Here is a 21525-nt window from a genome sequence, read left to right as displayed (position 1 = left end):
GCGGATGTCGGACGCCGCCTCGCTCGTCATTCTCACCGTGGCGCAGCCACGGGCCATCGCCGCAACGGCTGCTTCCGGGCGCCGACCGGCGCCCGGGCGCTCGGGCGGCACGGCGCGGCACGACAGGTGGTCGGTATCGGACACACCGCCACGACTACCAGACCCCGGCAACCACAGTCAGCTCGTCGATCATGAAGTTGACAGGAACAAAAAGGACAGGCATCGCCGCCAACTTCATGATCGACGGAGAGGTAGCGGGGCGCGGGTCAGCGGCGGCGGGGTGGGGGGATTCCTGCGGGTGGAGGGGTGCGGAGCAGCCAGAGCGGGTTGCTCGCGCCGACGATCTCGCCGTCGCGGTCGCGGACCTGGGTGCGGACGTACGTGCCGGCGCCGACGCGCACCGGCAGGTCGTACCAGCCCTGCCGCAACTGCCGCCAGGGCACCTGATCGACCCGGACCGCCGGTGTCGGGTCCGCGACACCGGCCCGGTCGACCTCACCGGTGACCGTCTCCAGCGTGGCCCCGGCGGGCAGGTCGGTGGCGCGCAGCCGCACCGTGACGGTGTCCTCGGTGAGCACGGCGAGCGCGCCCATCCCGCTGCGGCCGCCCAGTTCCAGGTCCAGCGCGCCCCGGTAGCCGGCCAGGTCGGCGAACCACGCCTGCCCGGCGCGCAGCGCCGCGACCAGGTCGTCCCGGCCGGTCGAGGCCGCCCACACCGACGTGACGTTGCGGTCCCGGCCGGCCCGCCAGTCGGTGCCGTCGTGGTCGTCGGTGACCCCCACGGCGGTGAGCGGGATCGCGTTGCGGGCCGCCACGTCGTACGCCCAGAGGTGGTCCTCGACCGGCCGGCGTCCGATCTCGATCAGGTCGACGCCGAGCGCGTCGCGGCTGACCAGCAGGCGGGCCAGGGACTCGCGCCGCTCCACGTCCAGCGGGTGGTTCCAGCACACCACGCCGCCGTGCGCGTGCAGGAACTCCACCATCCGCTCGGTGGCGTCGACGTCGTTGTCCCGGTACGGCGGGGACGGGAAGCGCGGCAGCGTGCCGTCGCCGCCGAACCAGTTGAGGTGCCGCACCATCGACACCTCGTACGCCCGGTGGTGGGTGACGCCGGGGTACGCGCCGTCGTAGCCGCGCAGCACCTCGGCGCGCATCTCCTCGCCCGCCTGGCCGGCGCGGCGGGCGCGGTCGAAGACGAGCCGGTCCACCAGGTAGGCGCCGCGCCCGCCACCGGCCACCGTCACGCCGAGGCGCAGTCCGCGCAGCGAGTTGTCCCCGGCGACGATGTCGGGCCAGAGCCGCCGTACGTCGGCGAGCAGGCCGAACGTGTGCCGCCGCCACGCGCCGGGCGGGGCGGGCAGCTCGACGGTGCCGTGCCGGCCGTCCACCGTGTGCCGGACCGTGTCGACGCCACCGAGGCGGTAGCGCAGCACGAGCTGCCCGGCGGGCCGCCCGGGTCCGGCCGGGTGGTGCGACAGTGCGAGTTCCACGGTGAGCGTGGCGTCCCGGCCGGCGGCTTCGGGGCGTACGTCGAGGTGCAGTGTGGTGTCGGAGATGTTTGAGGTGTGCGTCCAGTTCCACGCCTTGCCCGCGTACCAGTGGGTGCCGGAACCGGCGGCGGTCAGGCGCAGCGCGCGGCCCGGGCCGTCGGGGGCGTCCGGCGCGTCCACGAAGTCGGCGGCCGAGCCGGTCAGCCGTCCCTCGGTGGCGGGCTGCCAGGTCCAGGCCAGGCCGCCCTCGCGTTCCTCCGGGCCGTCGAAGTGGACGACCCGGCGGTGGTCGTGGGCGGCGACCCGGAAGTCGTGGTCGGTCCACCACAGCACGTCGACGCCGTTGCGCCGGGCCTGGTCGAGGTGGGCGGCGTAGCTGGCCACGCCCTCGCTGAACGAGGCGTGCAGGTGCATCGCCATGCTGACCGGCCGCCGGCCGCGCGGCGGGGGCGGCGGCCTGTCGTTCGTGGCGGCCAGCCCGACCGGCACGCCGATCCCGGCGACCGCCAGCCCGCCCGCGGCCACGAGCACGCTGCGCCGGTCCAGCCGCCCGCGACCCGCCATGCCACTCCCCCCGTCCGCCCGGGGCCAGCGTACGGGCGGAACCTCAGCGCGGGGGCACCGCCACCCGGGCGGCGAGCGGGCGCCCGGCCAGCCGCCGGATCGTCAGGTACGCCTCGCAGCCGAGGCAGAGCCCGAACGCGGCGTTGAGGAACGCGGCGGCCAGCGCCGCGCCGGTGGCGGCCAGGCCGAGCGCGGGCAGCCCGGCGAACCAGCCGGCCGCGCCGACGACACTGAAGGCCAGGCCGACGACCTGGGCGAAGCGAACCGGCGCGACCGGCTCCAGCTCCGCCGGCGGGTCCAGCCGGGGCGCCACCAGGGCGCGGAACAGCAGGCCGTACGGGCCGACGCGCGGGTTGACGGCGGTGAGCGCGAACACCAGGGCCTGGGCGAGCAGGAGCAGCCCGGAGCCGGTGACGAGGACGATCGCGAGGACGACTGTGGTGAGGACGGCGGCGAAGCGCGGTCCCCGGGGGTCGAGCAGCATGGGATGGGTCCGTTCGTGCGGGGCGGGTCGGTCAGGCGGGATGCGCCGCCGCACAGAGGCTCGTGGCGAGCCGGCCGTGGTCCACCACCCGGCGGCGGGTCAGCCGTACGCCGGTCATCGCGCCGCCCCGGCCGTGAGCGCGGCGATCAGGTCGTCGCGGTCGGGCACGCCGGCGGCCCGGCGCACCACGCGACCGGCGGCGTCCACCACCAGCACCGTCGGGGTACGCCACACGTCCAGTTCCCGGGCCGCGTCGAGGTGTTCGTCCACGCCCACCTCCCGCACCGCGACCCCGTCGAGGCGGGCGGCGACCTCGGCGAGCACCCGGCGGGCGGCCCGGCAGGGCGCGCAGACCGGTGCGGAGAACTGCACCAGCGTGACCTCGCCGGGGCGTACCCCGAGGGCGGTGAGGGTGGCGAGGTGCGGCGCGTCGGCGGCCGATGGGCGCTTCCGGACGGCGCGCAGCCGCCCGTCGTGGCGGCGGCGCCACCAGCCGAACGCGGTGGCGGCCGCGAGCACCGCGACGAGCACGAGGATCCCGGTCGGGCTGGGCGACTGCACCGGCCCAGGCTGCCACGGCGGGTCGCGGAAGACGATGGTCCGTCCCGGTCAGCGGACGTGAGATCGCCTACTCCGGCGGTAGGAGCAACCGGCTCACCGGCCGGCGAACGTCGCTTTTGTCCTCTGGCGCGCCGCGCGAGCTTGGCAATATTCTCCACCACGCGCGCAGTCGTTGCAGTTCCTTTACATCGCCCGGCGCCGGCCGGGCCATCGAGGAGGCGAGATGCACTTCGACCACCCCGAGCTGGACCGCCGTACGCTGCTGCGGGCCGGCCTCGGCGCCGCAGCGGTCGCGGTCGTCGGCAGTGAGCTCGCCCGGCCGGCCGCCGCGCAGGCCGCGCCGGGCGCGGACCTCGACTGGATCATCAGCTGTGACGAGTGGGCCGCCCGCCCGCCGGCCGACCCGCTGTCGGTGAGCGCGATCCCGACCAACAAGATCATCGTGCACCACATGGCGTTCCCGAACGTCACGGACTACTCCGAGGAGCACGCCAAGCAGCTCGCCCGCGACTGCCAGGACCTGCACATGGACGGCAACGGCTGGTCCGACACCGGGCAGCACTTCACGGTGAGCCGCGGCGGTCACGTCCTGGAGGGACGCCACGGCAGCCTGGACCGGCTGCGGGCCGGCGACCGGCAGATGATCGCCGCGCACTGCCCGGGCGAGAACGGGCGGGCCATCGGCATCGAGAACGAGGGCACCTACGTCACCGAGACGCCGCCGGAGGAGCTGCTCGACTCCCTCGCCCGGCTGTGCACCGCGATCTGCCGGCAGTACGGGCTGCACGCGCACGACATCTTCGGTCACTGGGACTTCCGCGCCACGCTCTGCCCCGGCGCGATGTTCTACCGGGAGTTCCCGGCGCTGCGCCGCGCGGTCTTCCAGAAGCTGGGCACGAAGCTGGGCGACGTGCCGGCCCGTCGCTGGCCGGACATCTGGCGTTTCGTCGGCGGCCCGGTGGTCCAGGTCGCGCAGTACCTGCTCACGTTCCGCGGCTACGCCGTGCCGGTGAACGGCGTGTTCGACGCGGCCACGGTCGCCGCGGTGCAGGACTGGCAGGCGCGCAACGGCATCCCGGTCGACGTCGACGCCACGCTCACGGCGCCGACCTGGGAGACCCTGGCCCCGGAGCTGGACCAGAAGTCGTCGGGCGTCCCGGTGGTGGCCGCGCAGTCCATGCTCGCCTCCAAGGGCTACGCCGAGGTCACCCCGACCGGCGAGTACGACCACGCGACCCGCACGGCGGTGAAGGACCTCCAGCGCCTGCACGGACTACCGCCCAACGGCAAGATCAGCACCACTACCTGGTGCGCGCTGGTGGGGGGTGTGGTGCGCCAGTCGTTCCACAAGCACTGACGGCGCACCGGCGGGGAGAGCGGTGGGGGTGGCAACGGCGCCACCCCCACCGCGTCGTTGCGGGACGGATCGCGGCGAAACGTCGGCATTGACGACTGGTGAACGACGGCTATCCCGGACGGCTGTGGTGCGCCGATCATTGCCCGCAGATAGATATGAGTCATTCTCACCTCCGGGCAGAACGCCCGGGCACGGAGGCCGAGACGCCGTCAGCCGGGCGTACCGAACGGCCCTACTCCGCGTCCCCGGAGGATCGCCATGCCATTACCCGCCATCCGTGCCCGCCTCGCGGCGCTCACCGCCGCCGCCCTCACCGCGAGCGTCCTGACGGTCATCCCGCCGTCACCGGCGCTCGCCGCCACCACGTTCACCCCCGACGACTACTGCCTCGGTCAGTGCGCCGACATCCTGCCCCCCGGGCAGAACGGCAACGCCACGCTGGCCGGCATCCTGGCCCACCAGGCGCTCGGCACCCGCCCCGCGCACTCAAGCGACCAGCTCGACGAGTACGCCAACCTGGTCTACAACTACGCCGGGTTGACCGACGAGCAGATCGCCCACTTCTACAACGACGCCTCGTTCGGCGTCCCCGATGCGCAGGTCGAGAGCAGGATCTCGCCGCGTTCGGACGTCACCATCGTGCGGGACAAGGCCACCGGCGTCCCGCACGTCACCGGCACCACGCGCTCCGGCACCATGTTCGGCGCCGGGTACGCCGGAGCCCAGGACCGGCTCTGGGTGATGGACCTGCTGCGGCACGTCGGCCGCGGCAACGTCAGCTCGTTCGCCGGCGGCGCGCCGGGCAATCGCGAGCTGGAGCAGAGCGTCTGGGCCAACTCGCCCTACACCGAGGCGGACCTCCAGGCCCAGGTGGACGCGCTGCGCCTCAAGGGCACCCGGGGCCAGCAGCTCTACACCGACGTCGTCGACTACATCGCCGGCATCAACGCCTACATCGACAAGTCGATCGCCGACGACAACTACCCCGGCGAGTACGTGCTCACCGGCGCCGGGAAGCCGAAGCACTTCACCATGACCGACCTGATCGCCACCGCCGGTGTCATCGGCGGGCTGTTCGGCGGGGGCGGCGGCAGCGAGGTGCAGTCCGCGCTGGTGCGGGTGGCCGCCCGGGCCAAGTACGGCCCGACCGAGGGCGACCGGGTCTGGGCGGCGTTCCGCTCCCAGAACGACCCGGAGACCGTGCTGACGCTGCACGACGGGCAGAGCTTCCCGTACGGCGCGACACCGCCCGGTGCCACCAGCGCGGTGCTGCCCGACGCCGGCACCGTGGTCGCCGAGCCGCTCGCGTACGACGCCACCGGCGGGGCCGCCGCCCGCACCGGCACCAGCGCCGCCACCAAGGACCTGGTCGGCGGCCTGTCCAACCTGCGGGCGCACGGCATGTCCAACGCCGTGGTGGTCTCCGGCCGGCACACCACCACCGGCAACCCGGTGGCCGTGTTCGGCCCGCAGACCGGCTACTTCGCTCCGCAGCTGCTCATGCTCCAGGAACTCCAGGGGCCGGGGATCAGCGCCCGCGGCGCGGCGTTCGCCGGGCTGAACCTCTACGTGCTGCTCGGCCGCGGCCAGGACTACGCGTGGAGCGCCACCTCCGCCTCGCAGGACCTGACCGACACGTACGCGGTGCCGCTGTGCACCACCGACGGCAGCGCGCCGACGCTGCGCTCCAACCGCTACCTCTTCCGCGGCCAGTGCGTCGCGATGGAGGTGCTGGAGAAGCGCAACTCCTGGTCTCCGACGCTCGCCGACTCCACCCCGGCCGGCGCGTACACGCTGCGCGCGCTGCGCACCAAGTACGGACTGGTGTCCTACCGGGGCCTGGTGAACGGGCAGCCCACCGCGTTCACCAAGCTGCGCTCCACCTACCGGCACGAGGCCGACTCGGCGATCGGCTTCCAGGCGTACAACGACCCGGCGGCGATGGGCAGCGCGGCGGCGTTCCAGGCGTCCGCGGCCAGCGTCGGGTACGCGTTCAACTGGTTCTACGTCAACTCGACCGAGGCGGCGTACTACAACTCCGGCTCGAACCCGGTGCGCTCCTCCACCTCCGACCCGAACCTGCCGATGAAGGCGGAGCCGGCGTACGAGTGGGCCGGCTGGAACCCGGACACCAACGACGCCACGTACGCCCCGGCGTCGGCCCACCCGCAGTCGGTCAACCAGGACTACTACGTCAGCTGGAACAACAAGCAGGCGCGTGACTTCGGCGCGGCCGACGGCAACTTCAGCTACGGCGCGGTGCACCGGGGTCAGCTGCTCGACGGTCCGGTGAAGGCGGCCATCGCCCAGCGCAAGGTAGGCCGCGCCGACATCGTGCGGATCACCGCCGAGGCGGCGGTGACCGACCTGCGCGGCCAGCAGGTGCTCGGCGAACTGCTACGGGTGCTCGACAGCACGCCGGTCACCGACCCGACACTGGCCGCCGCGGTGACAAAGCTGCGGGCCTGGCAGCAGGCCGGGTCGCGGCGGGTGGAGACGTCACCCGGGTCGAAGGTCTACCAGCACGCCGAGGCGATCCGGATCTTCGACGCCTGGTGGCCGCTGCTCGCCGCGGCGCAGTTCCGCCCCGGCCTCGGCCCCGACCTGTACGGCGCGCTCGTCGGCGCCCTCCAGGTCAACGAGGCGCCCTCGGGCGGCCAGAACGGCGCCCGCGACGGCACCGTGAGCTGGGCGGCGCAGGGCCAGGCGCACAAGGGCTCGGCGTTCCAGTACGGCTGGTGGGGTTACGTCGACAAGGACCTGCGGGCCGTGCTCGGCGACCCGGTGGCCGGCGGCCTCGGGCGCACGTACTGCGGCAACGGCAACCTGGGCGCGTGCCGGCAGGCGCTGCTCGACACGCTCGGCCAGGCCGCGGCGGCGCCGGCGACCACCGTCTACCCGGGCGACTCGTCGTGCGGTGCCGGCGACCAGTGGTGCGCCGACTCGATCGCCCAGTCCGGGCTCGGCGGCATCACCCACCCGCTGATCGCCTGGCAGAACCGGCCCACATACCAGCAGGTCGTCTCGTTCCCGGCGCGCCGGGGCGACGCGGTGACCAACCTGGCGCAGGGCCGTACCGCCACCGCGTCCAGCACGCAGTTCCTGACCAGCAACACCCCGGCGAAGGCGGTCGACGGCAGCCTCGGCACCCGGTGGGCCAGCAGCTACAACGACAACCAGTGGCTGCGGGTGGACCTCGGCTCGGCCCGGACGATCAGCCGGGCGGTGCTGCGGTGGGAGGCCGCGTACGCCACCGGCTACCGGATCGAGGTCTCCGCCGACGGCAACTCCTGGCAGCCGGTGTTCAGCACCACCACCGGCAACGGCGGCGTCGACAACGTGACGTTCGCCCCGGTCAGCGCACGATACGTGCGGATGTACGGCGTCACCCGGGCCACCTCGTACGGCTTCTCGCTCTACGAGTTCGAGGTCTACGGACGGTGAGGCGCACGCGACCGGCCGGCGGGTGCTCCCGTCGGCCGGTCGCGTGTATCCAGGCAGGTCAGCCGCGCTCATTCGAACATGTGTGCGAGTATGGCGGGGTGTCGAGCGAGGCCACCATCCTGCACGCCGACCTGGACGCGTTCTACGCCTCGGTCGAGCAGCGCGACGACCCCCGGCTGCGCGGCCGGCCGGTGATCGTCGGCGGCGGCGTGGTGCTCGCGTGCAGCTACGAGGCCAAGGCCCGGGGCGTGCGCAGCGCGATGGGCGGCCGGCAGGCGCGGCGGCTCTGCCCGGACGCCGTCGTGGTGCCGCCCCGGATGGCCGCGTACACGGCCGCCAGCCGGGCGGTGTTCGAGATCTTCCGGCACACCACCCCGCTCGTCGAAGGGCTCAGCATCGACGAGGCGTTCCTCGACGTGGGTGGGCTGCGGCGGCTCGCCGGAACGCCGGCCGCCGTCGCGGCCACGCTGCGGGAGCGGGTACGCCGAGAGGTCGGCCTGCCGATCACCGTCGGCGTGGCCCGGACGAAGTTCCTGGCGAAGGTCGCAAGCGGCGTGGCGAAGCCGGACGGGCTGCTGGTCGTGGAGCCGGACCGGGAACTGGCGTTCCTGCACCCGCTGCCTGTCGAACGGCTGTGGGGCGTCGGCCCGGTCACCGCCGCGCGGCTGCGCGACCGCGGCATCCGTACCGTCGGGCAGGTGGCCCGGCTGGACGAGCCGGCGCTGGTGTCGCTGCTCGGCGCGGGCGCCGGCCGGCACCTGCACGCGCTGGCCCACAACCGCGACCCACGGGCGGTTCAGGTGGGCCGCCGCCGCTCCTCGATGGGCGCGCAGCACGCGCTGGGACGCGGCCCGCACTCCCCCGCCGACCTGGACGCGGTGCTGGCCGGGCTGGTCGACCGGGTCACCGGCCGGATGCGCGCCGCCCGCCGCACCGGCCGCACGGTGACGCTGCGGCTGCGCTTCGCCGACTACACCCGCGCCACCCGGTCGCACACGCTCGACGAGCCGACCGCGCAGACCGGGCCGCTGCGGGCCGCCGCCCGTGACCTGCTGCGCGCCGCGCTGCCGCAGATCGCGGAGCGGGGCGTCACGCTGCTCGGCGTCTCGGTGGGCAACCTCGGTGCCGGGCACACGCAGCTCACCCTGCCGTTCACCGCCGAACCCGGCCCGGCGCTGGACGCCGCCGTCGACGCGGTGCGGGACCGCTTCGGCTCGCGGGCGCTGACCCGCGGGGTGCTGCTCGGCCGCGACCCGGGCGTCGAGATGCCCCGGCTGCCGGACTGACCGTCCGGCCTCCTCCCCGGGTAGGAGACGCCCTCCGACCCGTGGCCGCGAACGCGGCCTGCGGGCGGGCGCGATCGGCCCGGTCCGTCACGAGCATCTAGAGGCATGACTACCGTACGGAACCGGGCGGCCGGATGGCACCGCCCCCTGATGCTCCTCGTGTCCGCGATGACGGTGCTCACCGTCGTCGCCGCGGTCGGCGTCGTGGCCGACCCGCGCGTGTTGACCGGCGCGCCGATCTGGCTCAAGCCGCTGAAGTTCGCGATCTCGTTCGTCCTCTACGGCGTCACGCTGGCCTGGATGCTGTCCCTGCTGCCCCGCCGCAGCCGGGCGGCCGAGCGGGCCGCCACCGTGATCGTGGCCATGTCCGTGGTGGAGATGGTCGTCATCGTGGGTCAGGTGCTCCGGGGCACCACCAGTCACTACAACGAAACCACCACGCTGGACGCGGCGCTGTTCAGCGTCATGGGCGCAGCGATCACCGTCCTGTTCGCCGCCCAGCTCGTGCTGGCGGTCGTGCTGTCCCGCCGGTCCCTCGCCGACCGGGCCGGCGGCTACGCGGTCCGGCTCGGCCTCGCCGTGTCCCTGCTCGGCATGCTCGTCGCGTTCCCGATGGTGGCGCAGCAGCCGGCCGGCGCGCCCGCCGGGATCAGCGGAGCGCACAGCGTCGGTGTACCGGACGGCGGCCCGGGGCTACCGCTGGTCGGCTGGAGCACCACCGGCGGCGACCTGCGCGTCGGGCACTTCGTCGGCATGCACGCGTTGCAGGCGCTGCCGCTGCTGGCGATCCTGCTCGACCGGTTCCTCGGCAGGCGGCTGGACGAGCTGACCCGGGCCCGGCTGGTGCTCGTCGGCGGGGCCGCGTACGCGGCACTGACGCTGCTGGTGACCGCCCAGGCCCTGCGCGGGCAGCCGCTGCTCGCGCCGGACGGGCTCACGCTCGCCGCGGCGGCCGCGCTGGTCGTGGCCACGGCGGCGGCCACCGCGCTGGTGCTGGCCCGCCGGGCCCGCCGTACCGAGGTGGTGCTGGTCGGATGAGCACCGCGCTGTTCAGTCTGACGTTCGCGCTCGCGGCCCCGTTCTGGGCGCTGATGATCCTGGTGCCGCGCTGGTCCTGGACCGGCCGGATCGTCGGCTCGCCGCTGATCGTGGCGCCGGTGCTGCTCGTCTACGCGGCCCTGGTGCTCCCCGCGCTCGGCACGGTGCTGCCGGTGGTGACCGCGCCCACGCTCGACGGCCTGCGGGACCTGCTCGGCACCGCCGACGGCGCGGCGGCGGCCTGGGCCCACATGATCGCCTTCGACCTGTTCGTCGGCAGGTGGATCTGGCAGGACGCGCGGGAGCGAGGGCTGCCGGCCCTGCTCACCGCCCCGGTGCTGCTGCTCACCGTCCTGCTCGGCCCGATCGGGCTGGCCGTCCACCTCGGACTGCGCTCCGCGTGGCGGCGGCCGGCGAACGCGGTGGCTGCGGCCGCACCGGTTGCCTAGGCTGACGCGGTGGGCTGGGCCGGTCGGTTGTTCGACGCGCGGGACACGTTCGCGCGTGTCCTGCTGCTGGATCTCAGCGGCATCGGCTACATGGTCTTCGGTCCGCACGGGAACTCGGCCGCCACCGGTACGCAATGGGCGCTGGCGGTCCCGGCGTTCCTGCTGGCCCTGCTGTGCCACCGCCGGCCGCTGCTCAACCTGCTGCTCCAGTCGGCGCTGCTGGTCGCCGCGCTCGTGCTGGTCGACGACGTGGTGATCAACCAGGTCGGTGCGAGCTGGGCGCTGCTGGAGCTGACCATGCGGGCCACCCGGCCACGCACGATCTGGCTCGGCGCCGGGCTGCTCGCCGCCGTCGACCTTACCGACCTGATCGGGCTACCGGTCCGCGCGGCGTTCACCGGCCTGTTCGGGCTGGCCGTCACCGTCGGCCTGCCGCTGCTGCTCGGACTGGTCGTGCGGACCACCCGGGAACTCGGGCGGCAGGCCGAGGAGCGGGCCGAGGCGGAGCGGCGCCGGCGCGAGTCGGAGAGCCGGGCGGCCCGCGCCGACGAGCGCGGCGCCATCGCCCGCGAGCTGCACGACGTGCTCGCGCACCACGTCGCGTCGATGGTGCTGCGGGTCGGGGTGGCCCGGCACGTCCTGCCCGACCTGGATCCCCGGGTCGGCGAGGTGTTCGACGACGTGCACGCCACCGGCACCGCCGCGCTGACCGACCTGCGGCGGCTGGTGGCGGTGCTGCGCGACCCGGACGGCGTCCGCGGCGACGCCGCGCTGACCGCGATCGAGCCGTCGGCGCTGCCGGCCGCGCTCGGCGCGGCGGTCGACCGGGCCCGGCAGGCCGGCGTCGTCGTCGAGGCCGACATCGACCCGGCCGTCGGCACCCTCGACGCGGTACGCGGCCAGGCGGTGCTGCGACTGACCCAGGAGGCGTTGACGAACGTGGCGAAGCACGCCGGCGCGGCGGCCCGCGCACACCTGAGCGTGTCGGTCGAGGACGACGCGGTGCACTGGGCGGTCACCGACGACGGCCGGGGCGCCGCGCCGGCCGGGGTGCCCGCAGGCGGCGGCCACGGCATCGTCGGCATGCGGGAACGGGTCGAGGTGCTCGGCGGGCGGCTGGAGGCCGGGCCCACCGGGTCCGGCTGGCGGGTCCGTACCGTGCTGCCGGCGGCCGGGCCCGCCCGCCAGGCGCCCCGGCCCCGCGCGGGCACGCCGGAGCCGGCGTGATCCGGGTGCTGCTGGTCGACGACCAGCACCTCATCCGGGCCGGCCTGCGGATGCTCTGCGACGCCCAGCCCGACCTCGAGGTGGTCGGTGAGGCCGACAACGGCCGGGACGCGGTCGCCCTGGCCGCCCGGCTACGCCCCGACGTGGTGGTGATGGACCTGCGGATGCCCGGCGTCGACGGGATCACCGCGACCAGCCGGATCCTCGCCGACCGGCCCGTCACCCGGATCATGGTGCTCACCACGTTCGGCGACGACGACCACCTCTATCCCGCGCTGACCGCCGGCGCCTGCGGGTTCCTGCTCAAGGACGCGCCCCCGGCCGACCTGCTCGACGGCGTCCGCCGCGCCGCCGCCGGCGACAGCCCGTTCAGCCCGGACGTGCTGCGCCGGCTGGTCGACCGCGCGGTGCACGCCCGCGCCGGCGCGCCCCGGCGGACGGCCGACCTGACCGCCCGCGAGCGGGACGTGCTGGACCTGGTCGCCGACGGCCTGTCGAACACCGAGATCGCCGAACGGCTGCACATCGGGGTGACCACAGTGAAGACGCACATCACCAGCCTGATGACCAAGACCGGCAGCGCCAACCGGGTACGCCTGGCGCTGTGGGCGCGCGGCGGCTGACCGGGTCACTCCTCGATCGCGCCGCCCACCGTCCGCAGGTGCGCCCGGAACGTCAGCGCCGGATCCGCCTCCCGGGCCGCCAGGTAGGCGGCGAAGCCGACCTGCGACCGCAGCGACTCGCCGGCCCGGATCCGGTCCGCCTGCCGCCGCTCGGTGTCCCGGATGGACTCGGCCAGGTCGAACAGCTCCCCGGCCCGGTCGGCGGGTACGAACAGCACACCGTCGTCGTCGGCCAGCGCCAGATCCCCCGGGCCGACGGTGAACGGCCCGACCCGGGCGTGCGCCAGCGCCCCGTCCGGGCGCGGGTCCAGCTCCAACGGCCCGCTCGGGGTGGCGCCGAGGCTGAACACCGGCAGCCCGACCGCGACCAGGTCCGCGGTGTCCCGGTGCGCGCCCCACACCACCAGCCCGGCCAGGCCGGCGGCCCGCGCCTCCAGCACCACCAGGTCGCCGACGCAGGCCCGATCGGTGCGCCCGCCGTCGTCGACGACGAGCACGTCCCCCTCGGCGGCCTGCTCGATCGCCTCCAGGAAGACGTCCACGCTGCCGACGTGCCGGGCCGGGCGCACCCGGCCGGCCAGGCGCCGCCCGGGCAGCACCGGGACGACGGCGGCCGGGGCGCAGCGGACGGGGACACCGGCGCGCAGGCAGGCGTCGGCGACGTGGGCGGTGCTCAGCGCGGCGAAGCGCGCGGCCGGCGCGTCGTGACGGATGTCCATACGCCGACGCTAGCCAGCCGGACCGGCCCGGGCAGGTGCCAGTTGACGCCCGGTGGCCTTCGGCCGGTGCCGGACGCCGGACCGGCGCGGGACCGGCCGGCTCATCCGGGCGCGGGCCGGCGGGCGCGCCTCCGACTCCCCCGCGCCGGCGGCCCGGCGCACACTGCCGTTTGCGTCCTCGGGCCGGCAGCCGGTGGCCCGCAGCAGCTCGCTCTGCGCGGTCCGCAGGTCGCTGATCATCGCCTCGCCGAACGCGCGAACGCCCTGCGACCAGGCTCGCCCGGCCAGCTCGGCGCCGGACCGGACCAGTTCCCGGGTGCTTTCCAGGTCCGCACCGGACTTGCAGGCCCGCTTCATCTCCCGTACCGCCTGGCCGAGGCGGGCCACCGCGTCGGGCAGCGCGGGCGGAACCGGCTCGTCGTACTGCAGCGCGGTGGCGGAGCGGCGGGCGATCGAGCGGGCGTACAGCACCAGGCGTTCGAGGTGCCGGGTCGCTTCGGCGTACCTGTGGAACTGGGCGCGGCGGTGCCAGCGGGCCGGCGCGATGGTGACCACCTCCTCGGCCCCGCTGAGCGCGTCGTTGAGCCGCCCGATGTCCGGTTCGATCCCGCGCAGGTCCTCCAGGGCGCGCTGGGCCGCGTCGGCGTCGCGGCGGGTCAGCGCGTGGGCGACGGCGTCGAGCCGCTCGGTGAGCCGGGCGACCACCGGTTCCACCGCCCGGTCCAGCACCCGGATCGGGTTGACCGGCAGCAGCAGCGCCACCACGAACAGGCCGACCAGGCCGCCGACCAGCGCGTCGAAGATACGGGGCAGCTCCAGGCCGGGCTGCACCGGCGCGAGCGTGGCGATCAGCACCGCCGTACCGCCGGCCTGGCCGACGAGCGCGCCGCCGCGCCCGGCCACCAGCAGCGCGGTGGCGATGGCCAGCGTGACCACCAGGCCGGTCTGCCAGGATCCGCTGCCCAGCAGCGCGCGCAGCAGGTCACCGACCAGGATGCCGAGGCCGACGCCGATGAGCAGCTCGAACGTGCGCCGGGCACGCTGGCCGATGGCGGTGGCGATGGTGCCGACCGCGGCCGCGGGGGCGAAGACGTGCGCGCCGGAGCCGAGCAGCTCGTCGGCGAGCAGCGCGGCGAGCGCCGCGGCCAGCCCGGCCTGCACGGAGATCACCACGGTGATCTCCAACTGGCGCAGCCGGTTGCGGCCGGCCGCGCCACCCTCGGCCCGGGCCCGGGACAGCGCGAGACCGCCCCGCTCGACCGCCCGGTCCAGGGGCGAGCGGACGGTGTCGGCGCGGCGGTCGGCCATGACGGCGGTTACCCGCCTCCGGGCCGGTGAATCGTCCGCCGTGCTCCCGCGCGCCTTGTGCGGGTCAGCTGCGGAACGTGCGGTCGAGCAGGTCGAACAGCGCCGTCCAGTGCCGCTTCGTGGCCTGCTCGTCGTACATCGGGGTGTCCGACTGGGTGTAGCCGTGGCGGGCACCGGCGTACACCTCGGAGCGGTACGCCACCCCGGCCGCGTCGAGCGTCTTCTCCAGCGTGGCGATCTGCTCGGCGGTCATCGACGGGTCGGCGTCGGCGTGCCCGAAGTAGAGCTCACCGGTCACCGCGCCGAGCGCCAGGTGCGGGCTGTCCGGGGCGTCGGTGACCACCCGGCCGGCGTGGAACGCTGCTACCGCGGCGATCCGGTCCGGCAGCGCCTCGATCGCGCGCAGCGCGTTCGTGCCGCCCATGCAGTAGCCGGTGATCACCGCCGGTCCCGGCGCGACGTCCGGCCGGGCGGCCAGGAAGTCCAGGTAGGCAGCGGTGTCGCGGGCCACCGCGTCCGGCGTCAACGCGGCCATCATCGGCCCGATGCTCTCGAACAGGGCGCCGCGGCGGCTGTCGTCGGCGAGCGCGCCGAGGTCGATCAGCGGGGCCCGGCCGGCGCGGTGGAACAGGTTGGGGGCGAGCACCACGTACCCGCGCTCGGCGATCGTGGCGGCCATCTCCGCGACCCGGGGCCGCAGCCCGAACGCGTCCATGAACAGCAGGACGGCCGGGAAGGGCCCGCCGGCCTCCGGCACGGCCAGGTAGGCGTCAGCGGTTCCGTCGGGGGTGGGCACGTCCACGGTCGTCGGCTGCACTGTCGGGGCCTCCTCGCTGCGGGTTCCGCGCTGCAGGCTACCCCCCGGCCCGGCGGCCGTTTGCGGAGGTCCAGCGTGGGAATCCGGCGATCCCGGCGGAGGAAGGCGGCGAGATGGACCAGGATCAGTTCATCGGCGCGGTGGCCCAGCGGTGCGGCGCGTCCGCGGAGCAGGCCACCGCGATCACCCGGGCGACCTTGACCACGCTGGCCGAGCGGATCGACGGCGGGGAGGCCCGTGACCTCGCCGATCGGCTGCCGGAGGCGCTGCGGGCGTACGCGTTCGGCCCGGCCGAGGACGCCGAACCGTTCGGGCTCGACGTGTTCGTGGAGCGGGTGAGCGGACGCGCCGACGTCGACGTGGACGCCGCCCGGGACGGCATCACCGCCGTGTTCGACGTGCTGCGCGACGCCGTCGATCCGGCCGCCTACGCTCAGGTCGTCACGCAGCTCCCGGCCGAGTACGGCGAGGTGGCCGACCAGAGCGCGCCGTACGTGCGGCGTACGGCGTGACGGGCGCGCGATGAGCGAGGACGCGCTGCGCCGGCCGCCCGCGGCCGACGCGCAGGAGCAGCGGCAGGACGAGACGCTCGTCGGCCCACCCGACACGGTCGACGCGGCGGTGCCCGAGGCGAGCGAGGCGGACCTGGCCGAGCAGGGTGTGCTGCGCGCGCCGAGCGACCGGGCGGGCCTGGGCGAGTCGGTGCGCGACGACCTCACCGCCGCCGACGCGGTGGAGCAGAACACGGAGATCCCGCTGCCCGACGAGGAGCACTGGGCCTGACCGCCTCAGTGGTCCGGGCTGTCGGAGCGGGCCATCAGCCGCAACGCGTTCGGATCCAGGCCGATGCGGACCGGCGTCTGCCCGTACGGCTCGCCGTCGACCTCGATGCGGGCCGGCCGGTCGGTGTCCAGCCACAGCTGGCGGACCGCCAGGAACGGCTCGTCGCCGAGGGTGCGGCGGTGGCCGGCCGCCGCGTTGCGCGCCGTCTCGCGCAGCAGCCCGCGCCGGGTCGGCCCACCCACCGGGTACGCCACCAGCAGCCGGTCGTCGGCGGTGGCGTCGGCGGTGATCGGCCGGCCGGCGTGGAAGCCGCCGTTCGCCACATACACCTGGTGCGTGGTGAACGTGTGCTCGCGGCCCTCGGCGCGGACCGTCACGGCCAGCGGCCGGTGCCGGGCCAGCAGCCCCAGCCCGGTCATCGGGTACGCGAGCCGCCCGACGACCCGCTTCAGCCCCGGCGGAGCGGCCTGCATGATGTCGGCGGACAGCCCGATCCCGACGTGGTTGGTGAACCGGGTGTCACCGATCAGGCCCAGGTCGACGTCGATCACCTTGCCGCCGGTGAGCACCGCGATCGCGGCGTCGAGATCGAGCGGGACGCCGACCGTACGGGCGAAGTTGTTAGTGGTGCCCAGCGGCAGCAGGCCCATCGCGATGTCCCGGTGGGCTAGCAGCCGGGCCGCCGCGCCGACGGTGCCGTCACCGCCGCCGGTCACCAGCAGGTCCGGGCCCAGGTCGGCGGCCTCGGCGAGCACCCGGTCCAGCTCGCCGGGCCGGTCGACCGGGTACGCGCCGAGCAGCACGAAACCGGCCGCCCGCAGGCGTTCGTGGACGGTGTCGTAGAGCCGCCGGCCCCGGCGGGAGTGGGCGTTGACCACCAGCGCCGCCCGCCGTCGTTCCCGGATCGCCGTCGACAGCTCCTGCTTGGTCCGCACGGTTGCGACCCTATCCGGCTGCGCCGGGTCGCCGGTCGGCCGCCGCGCGCTGGTGGACGGCATCGGTTATCGTCGCGACGGCCGTGATCGTCGATCTTCGAGGGTGGATGTCCCGATGAACCAGCCGGCCGCGCCGCAGGTGACAGCGTCAGTGCCCCCGCTCACGCCGCCGACCCGTCCGGGGAGGGCCCTGGTCGGGCTGGCGCTGATCGTCCCGGCGGTGATCGTCTGGGTCTGGTCGTACGTCCTGCCCACGCTGTCCACTGTGTCCCGCAGCTTCCAGGCCGACGGGCCGCGCCGCTCGGGTGAGTCGGCCGGTACGGCGAACTACGAGGCCGCCTTCACCTCCGGGTTCGCCGGGCAGGTCGGGTTCGCGGTGCTGCTCGCCCTGATCCCGCTGGCGGTGGCGCTGCTCGCCGCGCCGCTGCTCGCGGTCCTCGCCGACCGGGCCGGCCGGGTCACCCGCCTGGTCACCCGGGGCGTGCTCGCGCTGCCGCTGGCCGCGTACGCACCGGTCGCGGTGTACCTCGGCCGGCGCGCCGAGGGCATCGAGAACGGCACTCTCACCCAGGATCTGCAGTCCCCCCGGGCGTTCCTCGTCTCGGCGCTGGCCCAGGTGACGTTCGGACTGGTCGTCGCGGTGGCCGCGACGCTGTACCTGAGCGCCCTGCGCCGCCGCGAGCCCGACCAGCGGCCCGCGCCCGCGATGCTGGCTGCCGGCGGGCTGCTCGGCCTGGGCGTCCTCGCCGCCGGCCTGCAGACCTACACCGCCCCGTCCATCCTGACCGGCGGCGGGCCGCGCGGCGACTACACGGCGACGCCGGTGTTCACCGCCGTGCAGACCTCGTTCCGGACGTTGCGCCTGGGCGTCGGATCGGCCACGTCGACGCTGCTGCTGGTGCTGCTCGGGCTGCTCGGGCTGGCCGCGGTGGCGCTCATCCTGGCCACCCGGCTGCGCATCGAGTTCGACGGCTGGCGGGACGGCCCGGCCGCCCGGGAGGCGGAGTCCTTCACCGGCCGCCGGCCGCTGCTCGTCGGGTCGACCGTCGCCGCGCTCGTCGTGGTCGTCGGCGTGACCGTCTGGGCGTCGCTGCCGTGGCTGCGGAACCTCTCCGCCGACACCGGGCCCCTGCCGCGGGGGGTCGAGACCTCGAACCTGTTCGCCAACACCTGGGTGCCGCCGCTGCTGTCCACACTCGTCGCGGTGACGCTCGCCGCGCTGGCCGGATTCGGGATCGGCGCGCTGCGGCCGCTCGGACGCTGGAGCGAACTGCTGCTGGTGCCGTTCGCGCCCTGGTTGTTCGTCGGTGCCGGCCCGCTGGCCATCGCCAATTTCGAACGCACGATGGAACGCGAACAGCTGGGCCTGTTCCTCGGCCTGGTGCCGCCCACCTGGCTGTCGGTGCCCGCGCTGTTCGCGTTCACGCTGCTGTTCCGGGGCCAGCACGAGCGGTGGCGCTCCGGCGGCGGCATCGGCCGTACGCTGCTGCTGCCGGCGCTGCCGATGCTGGCCGTGACCGCGTTGCCGACCTGGCTGGCACACGCCCAGTCGCCACTGTGGGCCACGCTGGTGGGCCGGGGCCCGGACAGCCTCACCGCGCCCGCGCTGGTGACGATGATCGCGAACCGTGCTTTCGGCGGCGGCGGTGAGCTTCCGCTGGGCCTGATCCTGCCGCTGCCGATGCTGATCCTGTTCGTGGTGCTGTTCGTCGCGCTCCTGGTCGGCTACGTGGAGCGGCTCGCCATCCGGGTGGGACGGCGCAGCGGCACGGACGCGCCGCCCGCCGGGGCGGACGAGCCGGTTCGCAAGGTCATCGCATAGGGAAACCCCCGATTACGCGCGGTGACGACGCGCCTAGCGTCAGGGGCATGGCATCTGACGCGCTCACACCGGTCCGGACCGCCCGTTCCCGCCGCGACGGCGGGCTCCCGCTGGGGCTGATCCTGCCCCTGCTCCTGCTCGCCCTGCTCGCGCCGGCCGGGTGCGACTCCGGCGGCGGGATCGTCGACGTCGGGTCGGCCGACACCGCGGCGGACGGGGACGGCGGCGACCCGGACGCGGGCGCGGTGGACGACGTGCGGCCGCCGTGCCCGTTCACCGCCGCCCAGGTCTCCGAACTGGTCGACCGGAAGCTGCGCGACGAGGGCAACTGCTCGTTCGGCGACGGCGTCGCCCAGCTGGCGGTCACCACCGCCTCGGCGACCGCCGGCAAGGCCACCTACGACTACCAGTACGACCAGGCCGGCCAGCAGTACGAGAAGATCGTCGACCTGGACCGGGGCGAGCGGGGCTACCTCGCCGTGAAGGACGTGCGCGGCGAGGCGGTGCTGATCGACGGCAAGGGCACGTACACGGTGACCATCAGCAGCTTCGAAGGCGGCACCGCAGGTAACGAGCAGATCCTGCGCCGCACGCTCGACGCGATCCCGGCCTGAGCGGGGCAGGCATGCGAACCCGCCGACTGGTCGCGCTCGCGCTCGCGCTGGCCGCGGCCCTGCTCACCGCGTCCGCCGGTTGCGGCGGCGACGAACCGCCCGCCGCCGGTGGCGCCGTACCCGGTGCGGGCACGCCGGTCGCGGACCCGACCGGGGAGGCGCCGGCCGAGCCGAGCGCCGGACCGGTGGACGACGCCGCCGATGCGCCGCAGGCGTGCACGCTGGTGTCGAAGGACGACGCCGAGCGCCTCGCCGGCACGCCGCTGGAGGAACCGGTGGCGGCCGGGCAGTCCTGCACCTACACCGGCCCGGTGAGCGGGCCGACCGCCCAGGTCGAGGTGTTCGTGGGTGACGGCGCCAAGAAGTACCTCGACATCGAGCGGCAGCTCGGGCACGAGATCCGGGAGCTGACCGGCACGGCAGACGAGGCCCTGCTCACCTACGAGGCGTTCTTCCTGCGCAAGGGCGAGCTGTGGGTCGCGGTGCGGCTGATGCGGCTCAACGACCCGCAGGAGAACCGGGCGCCGCTGGAACGGCTCGCCCGTACCGTCGCCGGCCGGATGTGAGGCGGCCGGTGCGCGGCCGGCGGCTGCTCACGGCCGGCTTGGTGGTGCTGCTCGTGGTGACCGGCTGCGGCGGCCCCAGACCAGGCCCGGCCGACGCGGGCGACGGGGAGCCCCGGTACGGGCAGGCGCCGGTCCCGGGCAAGGACGTCACGCTGCAACCGGACGTGGTGCTCGTCGGCGGGGGCAGCCGCACCGTGCGGTCGGTGAGCCCGGACGGGCTGATCTGGCGGCTCGACCCCGGTGCCCGCGACGCCGACCGGCTCGCGCCCGGCCGGGTCATGTTCCTCACCGGACGCGGCGTGGGACGCGTGCTCGACCTGGCCGAGGAAGGCGGCGACCTTGTCGTCACGATCGGCCCGGTCACGCTCACCGAGGTGATCCGTGACGGCACGTTCGGCGGGGACGACGTCACGCTCGACCGCCCGACCGTCTACGTGGCCGGCGAGCCGTCGTGGACCCGGGACGCCGCGGCGGCCGGCGGCACGCTAGGCCGGGCCCGCCCGCTCGCCGTCGCGCCCGCGCAGCCGCCACCCGCGCCGGGCGGGCAGGCCGCCGCGAGCGCCCACGGCTACCGGGTCCGGACGTTCTGCTGCGCCGGTGGCGTCGGCACGCACTTCACGTACGACGACGGCGGCCTCCGGCTGGCCGGCACCGTGACGCTGACCGTGGGCCGACCGGCCGCGTCGTTCCACCTGGCCATCGGCGCCGGCAAGGTGACCCGGGCCGAACTGGAGATCGGTGGCGGCTTCGGCATCAAGGTGGACTTCACCGCCGGGATCGACGGCGGGCAGAACCACCGCCGGACGTTCCCGGTCCCGGTCGACATCGCGTTCCCGATCGGGCTGGTCGCCGGCCTGCCGCTGTCGTTCACGGTGAGCCAGACGCTTGAGGTGGCCACCGCGTTCGGCGCGAAACTGGGCACGTTCCGCGGCTCCGGCGAGTACGCCCTCGCCGGCAAGCTCGGGTTCGGCTACGCGGGCGGCCAGGTGGGCTCGCGCGTGACCGAGGGCTTCGCCCGCCGGGTGAGCCTGCTCGACTCGCTCACCGGTGTGCCGGTCGGCGTGATGGGGCTTGTCGTCCGGCACGGCGTGCGGTTCACCTTGGGCATCAGCGCGTTCCTGTTCACCGCCGGGATCTGGTTCGAGCTGGTCACCTCGTACGGCGCCACCATCGGGTCCGCGCTCGGCGCTCCGTACGCGCTGTGCCGGGGCGTCGGGCTCGGCGTGCGGGCGCGGTTCGGGATCGGCTACCGGATCCTGGAACCCGTCGTCCAGGTGATCAACAAGTTCCTCAGCCTGCTCAGCCCGTCCCGGGCCCCGCGGATACCGCCGATCGTGGCGTCCGCCGGACCGAGCTGGAGCGCCGACGTCTACCGCAACCAGGAGGTGATCCCGCCCGTCTCGATATGCGGACAGGTTCCCGGCTAAGCCGCGCCGAC

The 21525-nt window shown here is 74.9% G+C and carries 20 protein-coding genes; 13 read left to right on the top strand and 7 right to left on the bottom strand.

Going from position 1 to position 21525, the window contains the following annotated elements; genetic code table 11:
- Positions 1-266: 266 nt before the first annotated feature.
- The 3 genes from IRY44_RS05735 to IRY44_RS31225 form a co-directional block, all read right to left on the bottom strand.
- Positions 267-2054, bottom strand: coding sequence for a hypothetical protein (locus tag IRY44_RS05735; protein ID WP_194799408.1), 1788 nt, complete (start codon positions 2052-2054; stop codon positions 267-269).
- Positions 2055-2097: 43 nt separating this feature from the next.
- Complete coding sequence (locus IRY44_RS05730; RefSeq protein ID WP_194799407.1) at positions 2098-2538, bottom strand: DUF4395 domain-containing protein; 441 nt, start codon at positions 2536-2538, stop codon at positions 2098-2100.
- A gap of 114 nt (positions 2539-2652) precedes the next feature.
- Entirely contained in the window at positions 2653-3099 is a 447-nt protein-coding gene (locus IRY44_RS31225; RefSeq protein WP_269697047.1) for a thioredoxin family protein, read from the bottom strand.
- Positions 3100-3322: 223 nt separating this feature from the next.
- Between IRY44_RS31225 and IRY44_RS05720 the strand changes: the two genes are divergently transcribed.
- The 7 genes from IRY44_RS05720 (at position 3323) to IRY44_RS05690 (ending at position 12523) form a co-directional block, all read left to right on the top strand.
- A complete protein-coding gene (locus tag IRY44_RS05720; protein WP_194799406.1) occupies positions 3323-4456 on the top strand; it encodes an N-acetylmuramoyl-L-alanine amidase in 1134 nt (377 codons plus the stop codon).
- Between the two features lie 258 nt (positions 4457-4714).
- On the top strand, positions 4715-7900 hold the full coding sequence (locus tag IRY44_RS05715) for a penicillin acylase family protein (protein WP_194799405.1): 3186 nt from the start codon (positions 4715-4717) through the stop codon (positions 7898-7900).
- Positions 7901-7998: 98 nt separating this feature from the next.
- Entirely contained in the window at positions 7999-9186 is a 1188-nt protein-coding gene (gene dinB, locus IRY44_RS05710) for a DNA polymerase IV (protein WP_194799404.1), read from the top strand.
- 105 nt (positions 9187-9291) lie between these two features.
- Positions 9292-10224, top strand: coding sequence for a hypothetical protein (locus IRY44_RS05705; protein WP_194799403.1), 933 nt, complete (start codon positions 9292-9294; stop codon positions 10222-10224).
- Positions 10221-10673: an ABA4-like family protein gene (locus IRY44_RS05700; protein WP_194799402.1), complete on the top strand. Its 453-nt coding sequence runs from the start codon at positions 10221-10223 to the stop codon at positions 10671-10673. Before IRY44_RS05705 ends, IRY44_RS05700 begins: the two co-directional genes overlap by 4 nt.
- A gap of 9 nt (positions 10674-10682) precedes the next feature.
- The gene (locus tag IRY44_RS05695) at positions 10683-11900 is read left to right on the top strand and encodes a histidine kinase (RefSeq protein ID WP_194799401.1); all 1218 of its coding nucleotides are present in this window, start codon (positions 10683-10685) and stop codon (positions 11898-11900) included.
- The gene (locus IRY44_RS05690) at positions 11897-12523 is read left to right on the top strand and encodes a response regulator transcription factor (protein ID WP_194799400.1); all 627 of its coding nucleotides are present in this window, start codon (positions 11897-11899) and stop codon (positions 12521-12523) included. The genes IRY44_RS05695 and IRY44_RS05690 overlap by 4 nt, the downstream gene beginning before the upstream one ends.
- Positions 12524-12528: 5 nt before the next feature.
- On the opposite strand, the gene IRY44_RS05685 is transcribed toward IRY44_RS05690, so the two are convergent.
- The 3 genes from IRY44_RS05685 to IRY44_RS05675 form a co-directional block, all read right to left on the bottom strand.
- Positions 12529-13242: an RraA family protein gene (locus IRY44_RS05685; protein ID WP_194799399.1), complete on the bottom strand. Its 714-nt coding sequence runs from the start codon at positions 13240-13242 to the stop codon at positions 12529-12531.
- Between the two features lie 9 nt (positions 13243-13251).
- On the bottom strand, positions 13252-14550 hold the full coding sequence (locus IRY44_RS05680; protein ID WP_194799398.1) for an aromatic acid exporter family protein: 1299 nt from the start codon (positions 14548-14550) through the stop codon (positions 13252-13254).
- A gap of 64 nt (positions 14551-14614) precedes the next feature.
- Entirely contained in the window at positions 14615-15367 is a 753-nt protein-coding gene (locus IRY44_RS05675; protein WP_194799397.1) for a dienelactone hydrolase family protein, read from the bottom strand.
- Positions 15368-15480: 113 nt separating this feature from the next.
- On the opposite strand from IRY44_RS05675, the gene IRY44_RS05670 reads away from it, so the two are divergent.
- Both IRY44_RS05670 and IRY44_RS05665 read left to right on the top strand, forming a co-directional pair.
- On the top strand, positions 15481-15879 hold the full coding sequence (locus IRY44_RS05670; RefSeq protein WP_135240288.1) for a DUF2267 domain-containing protein: 399 nt from the start codon (positions 15481-15483) through the stop codon (positions 15877-15879).
- A gap of 10 nt (positions 15880-15889) precedes the next feature.
- Positions 15890-16150: a hypothetical protein gene (locus IRY44_RS05665; RefSeq protein WP_194799396.1), complete on the top strand. Its 261-nt coding sequence runs from the start codon at positions 15890-15892 to the stop codon at positions 16148-16150.
- Positions 16151-16155: 5 nt separating this feature from the next.
- Here the strand turns inward: IRY44_RS05665 and IRY44_RS05660 are convergent, their stop codons facing one another.
- On the bottom strand, positions 16156-17085 hold the full coding sequence (locus IRY44_RS05660) for a diacylglycerol kinase family protein (RefSeq protein WP_194799395.1): 930 nt from the start codon (positions 17083-17085) through the stop codon (positions 16156-16158).
- A gap of 115 nt (positions 17086-17200) precedes the next feature.
- On the opposite strand from IRY44_RS05660, the gene IRY44_RS05655 reads away from it, so the two are divergent.
- The 4 genes from IRY44_RS05655 to IRY44_RS05640 are packed head-to-tail and all read left to right on the top strand — an operon-like array spanning position 17201 to position 21514.
- Positions 17201-18907, top strand: a complete 1707-nt coding sequence (locus IRY44_RS05655; RefSeq protein WP_194799394.1) for a sugar ABC transporter permease — start codon at positions 17201-17203, stop codon at positions 18905-18907.
- A gap of 47 nt (positions 18908-18954) precedes the next feature.
- Complete coding sequence (locus tag IRY44_RS05650) at positions 18955-19521, top strand: hypothetical protein (protein ID WP_194799393.1); 567 nt, start codon at positions 18955-18957, stop codon at positions 19519-19521.
- Between the two features lie 11 nt (positions 19522-19532).
- The gene (locus IRY44_RS05645) at positions 19533-20087 is read left to right on the top strand and encodes a hypothetical protein (protein WP_194799392.1); all 555 of its coding nucleotides are present in this window, start codon (positions 19533-19535) and stop codon (positions 20085-20087) included.
- Positions 20084-21514, top strand: coding sequence for a hypothetical protein (locus IRY44_RS05640; protein ID WP_370584861.1), 1431 nt, complete (start codon positions 20084-20086; stop codon positions 21512-21514). Before IRY44_RS05645 ends, IRY44_RS05640 begins: the two co-directional genes overlap by 4 nt.
- Positions 21515-21525: the final 11 nt, after the last annotated feature.

The organism is Micromonospora sp. ANENR4, assembly GCF_015354395.1.
GTDB classification, from domain to species: Bacteria; Actinomycetota; Actinomycetes; order Mycobacteriales; family Micromonosporaceae; genus Micromonospora; species Micromonospora aurantiaca.
Note: the sequence above shows the minus strand (reverse complement) of the source record. Positions and strands in the feature narration are given on the sequence as shown.

What these genes read in the sequence shown, in the direction of transcription:
- IRY44_RS05735 (WP_194799408.1), bottom strand. Translation starts at nt 2,054, where the DNA reads ATGGCGGGTCGCGGGCGGCTGGACCGGCGCAGCGTGCTCGTGGCCGCG.
- IRY44_RS05730 (WP_194799407.1), bottom strand. Translation starts at nt 2,538, where the DNA reads ATGCTGCTCGACCCCCGGGGACCGCGCTTCGCCGCCGTCCTCACCACA.
- IRY44_RS05720 (WP_194799406.1), top strand. Translation starts at nt 3,323, where the DNA reads ATGCACTTCGACCACCCCGAGCTGGACCGCCGTACGCTGCTGCGGGCC.
- IRY44_RS05715 (WP_194799405.1), top strand. Translation starts at nt 4,715, where the DNA reads ATGCCATTACCCGCCATCCGTGCCCGCCTCGCGGCGCTCACCGCCGCC.
- IRY44_RS05705 (WP_194799403.1), top strand. Translation starts at nt 9,292, where the DNA reads ATGACTACCGTACGGAACCGGGCGGCCGGATGGCACCGCCCCCTGATG.
- IRY44_RS05700 (WP_194799402.1), top strand. Translation starts at nt 10,221, where the DNA reads ATGAGCACCGCGCTGTTCAGTCTGACGTTCGCGCTCGCGGCCCCGTTC.
- IRY44_RS05685 (WP_194799399.1), bottom strand. Translation starts at nt 13,242, where the DNA reads ATGGACATCCGTCACGACGCGCCGGCCGCGCGCTTCGCCGCGCTGAGC.
- IRY44_RS05680 (WP_194799398.1), bottom strand. Translation starts at nt 14,550, where the DNA reads ATGGCCGACCGCCGCGCCGACACCGTCCGCTCGCCCCTGGACCGGGCG.
- IRY44_RS05670 (WP_135240288.1), top strand. Translation starts at nt 15,481, where the DNA reads ATGGACCAGGATCAGTTCATCGGCGCGGTGGCCCAGCGGTGCGGCGCG.
- IRY44_RS05665 (WP_194799396.1), top strand. Translation starts at nt 15,890, where the DNA reads ATGAGCGAGGACGCGCTGCGCCGGCCGCCCGCGGCCGACGCGCAGGAG.
- IRY44_RS05655 (WP_194799394.1), top strand. Translation starts at nt 17,201, where the DNA reads ATGAACCAGCCGGCCGCGCCGCAGGTGACAGCGTCAGTGCCCCCGCTC.
- IRY44_RS05650 (WP_194799393.1), top strand. Translation starts at nt 18,955, where the DNA reads ATGGCATCTGACGCGCTCACACCGGTCCGGACCGCCCGTTCCCGCCGC.
- IRY44_RS05645 (WP_194799392.1), top strand. Translation starts at nt 19,533, where the DNA reads ATGCGAACCCGCCGACTGGTCGCGCTCGCGCTCGCGCTGGCCGCGGCC.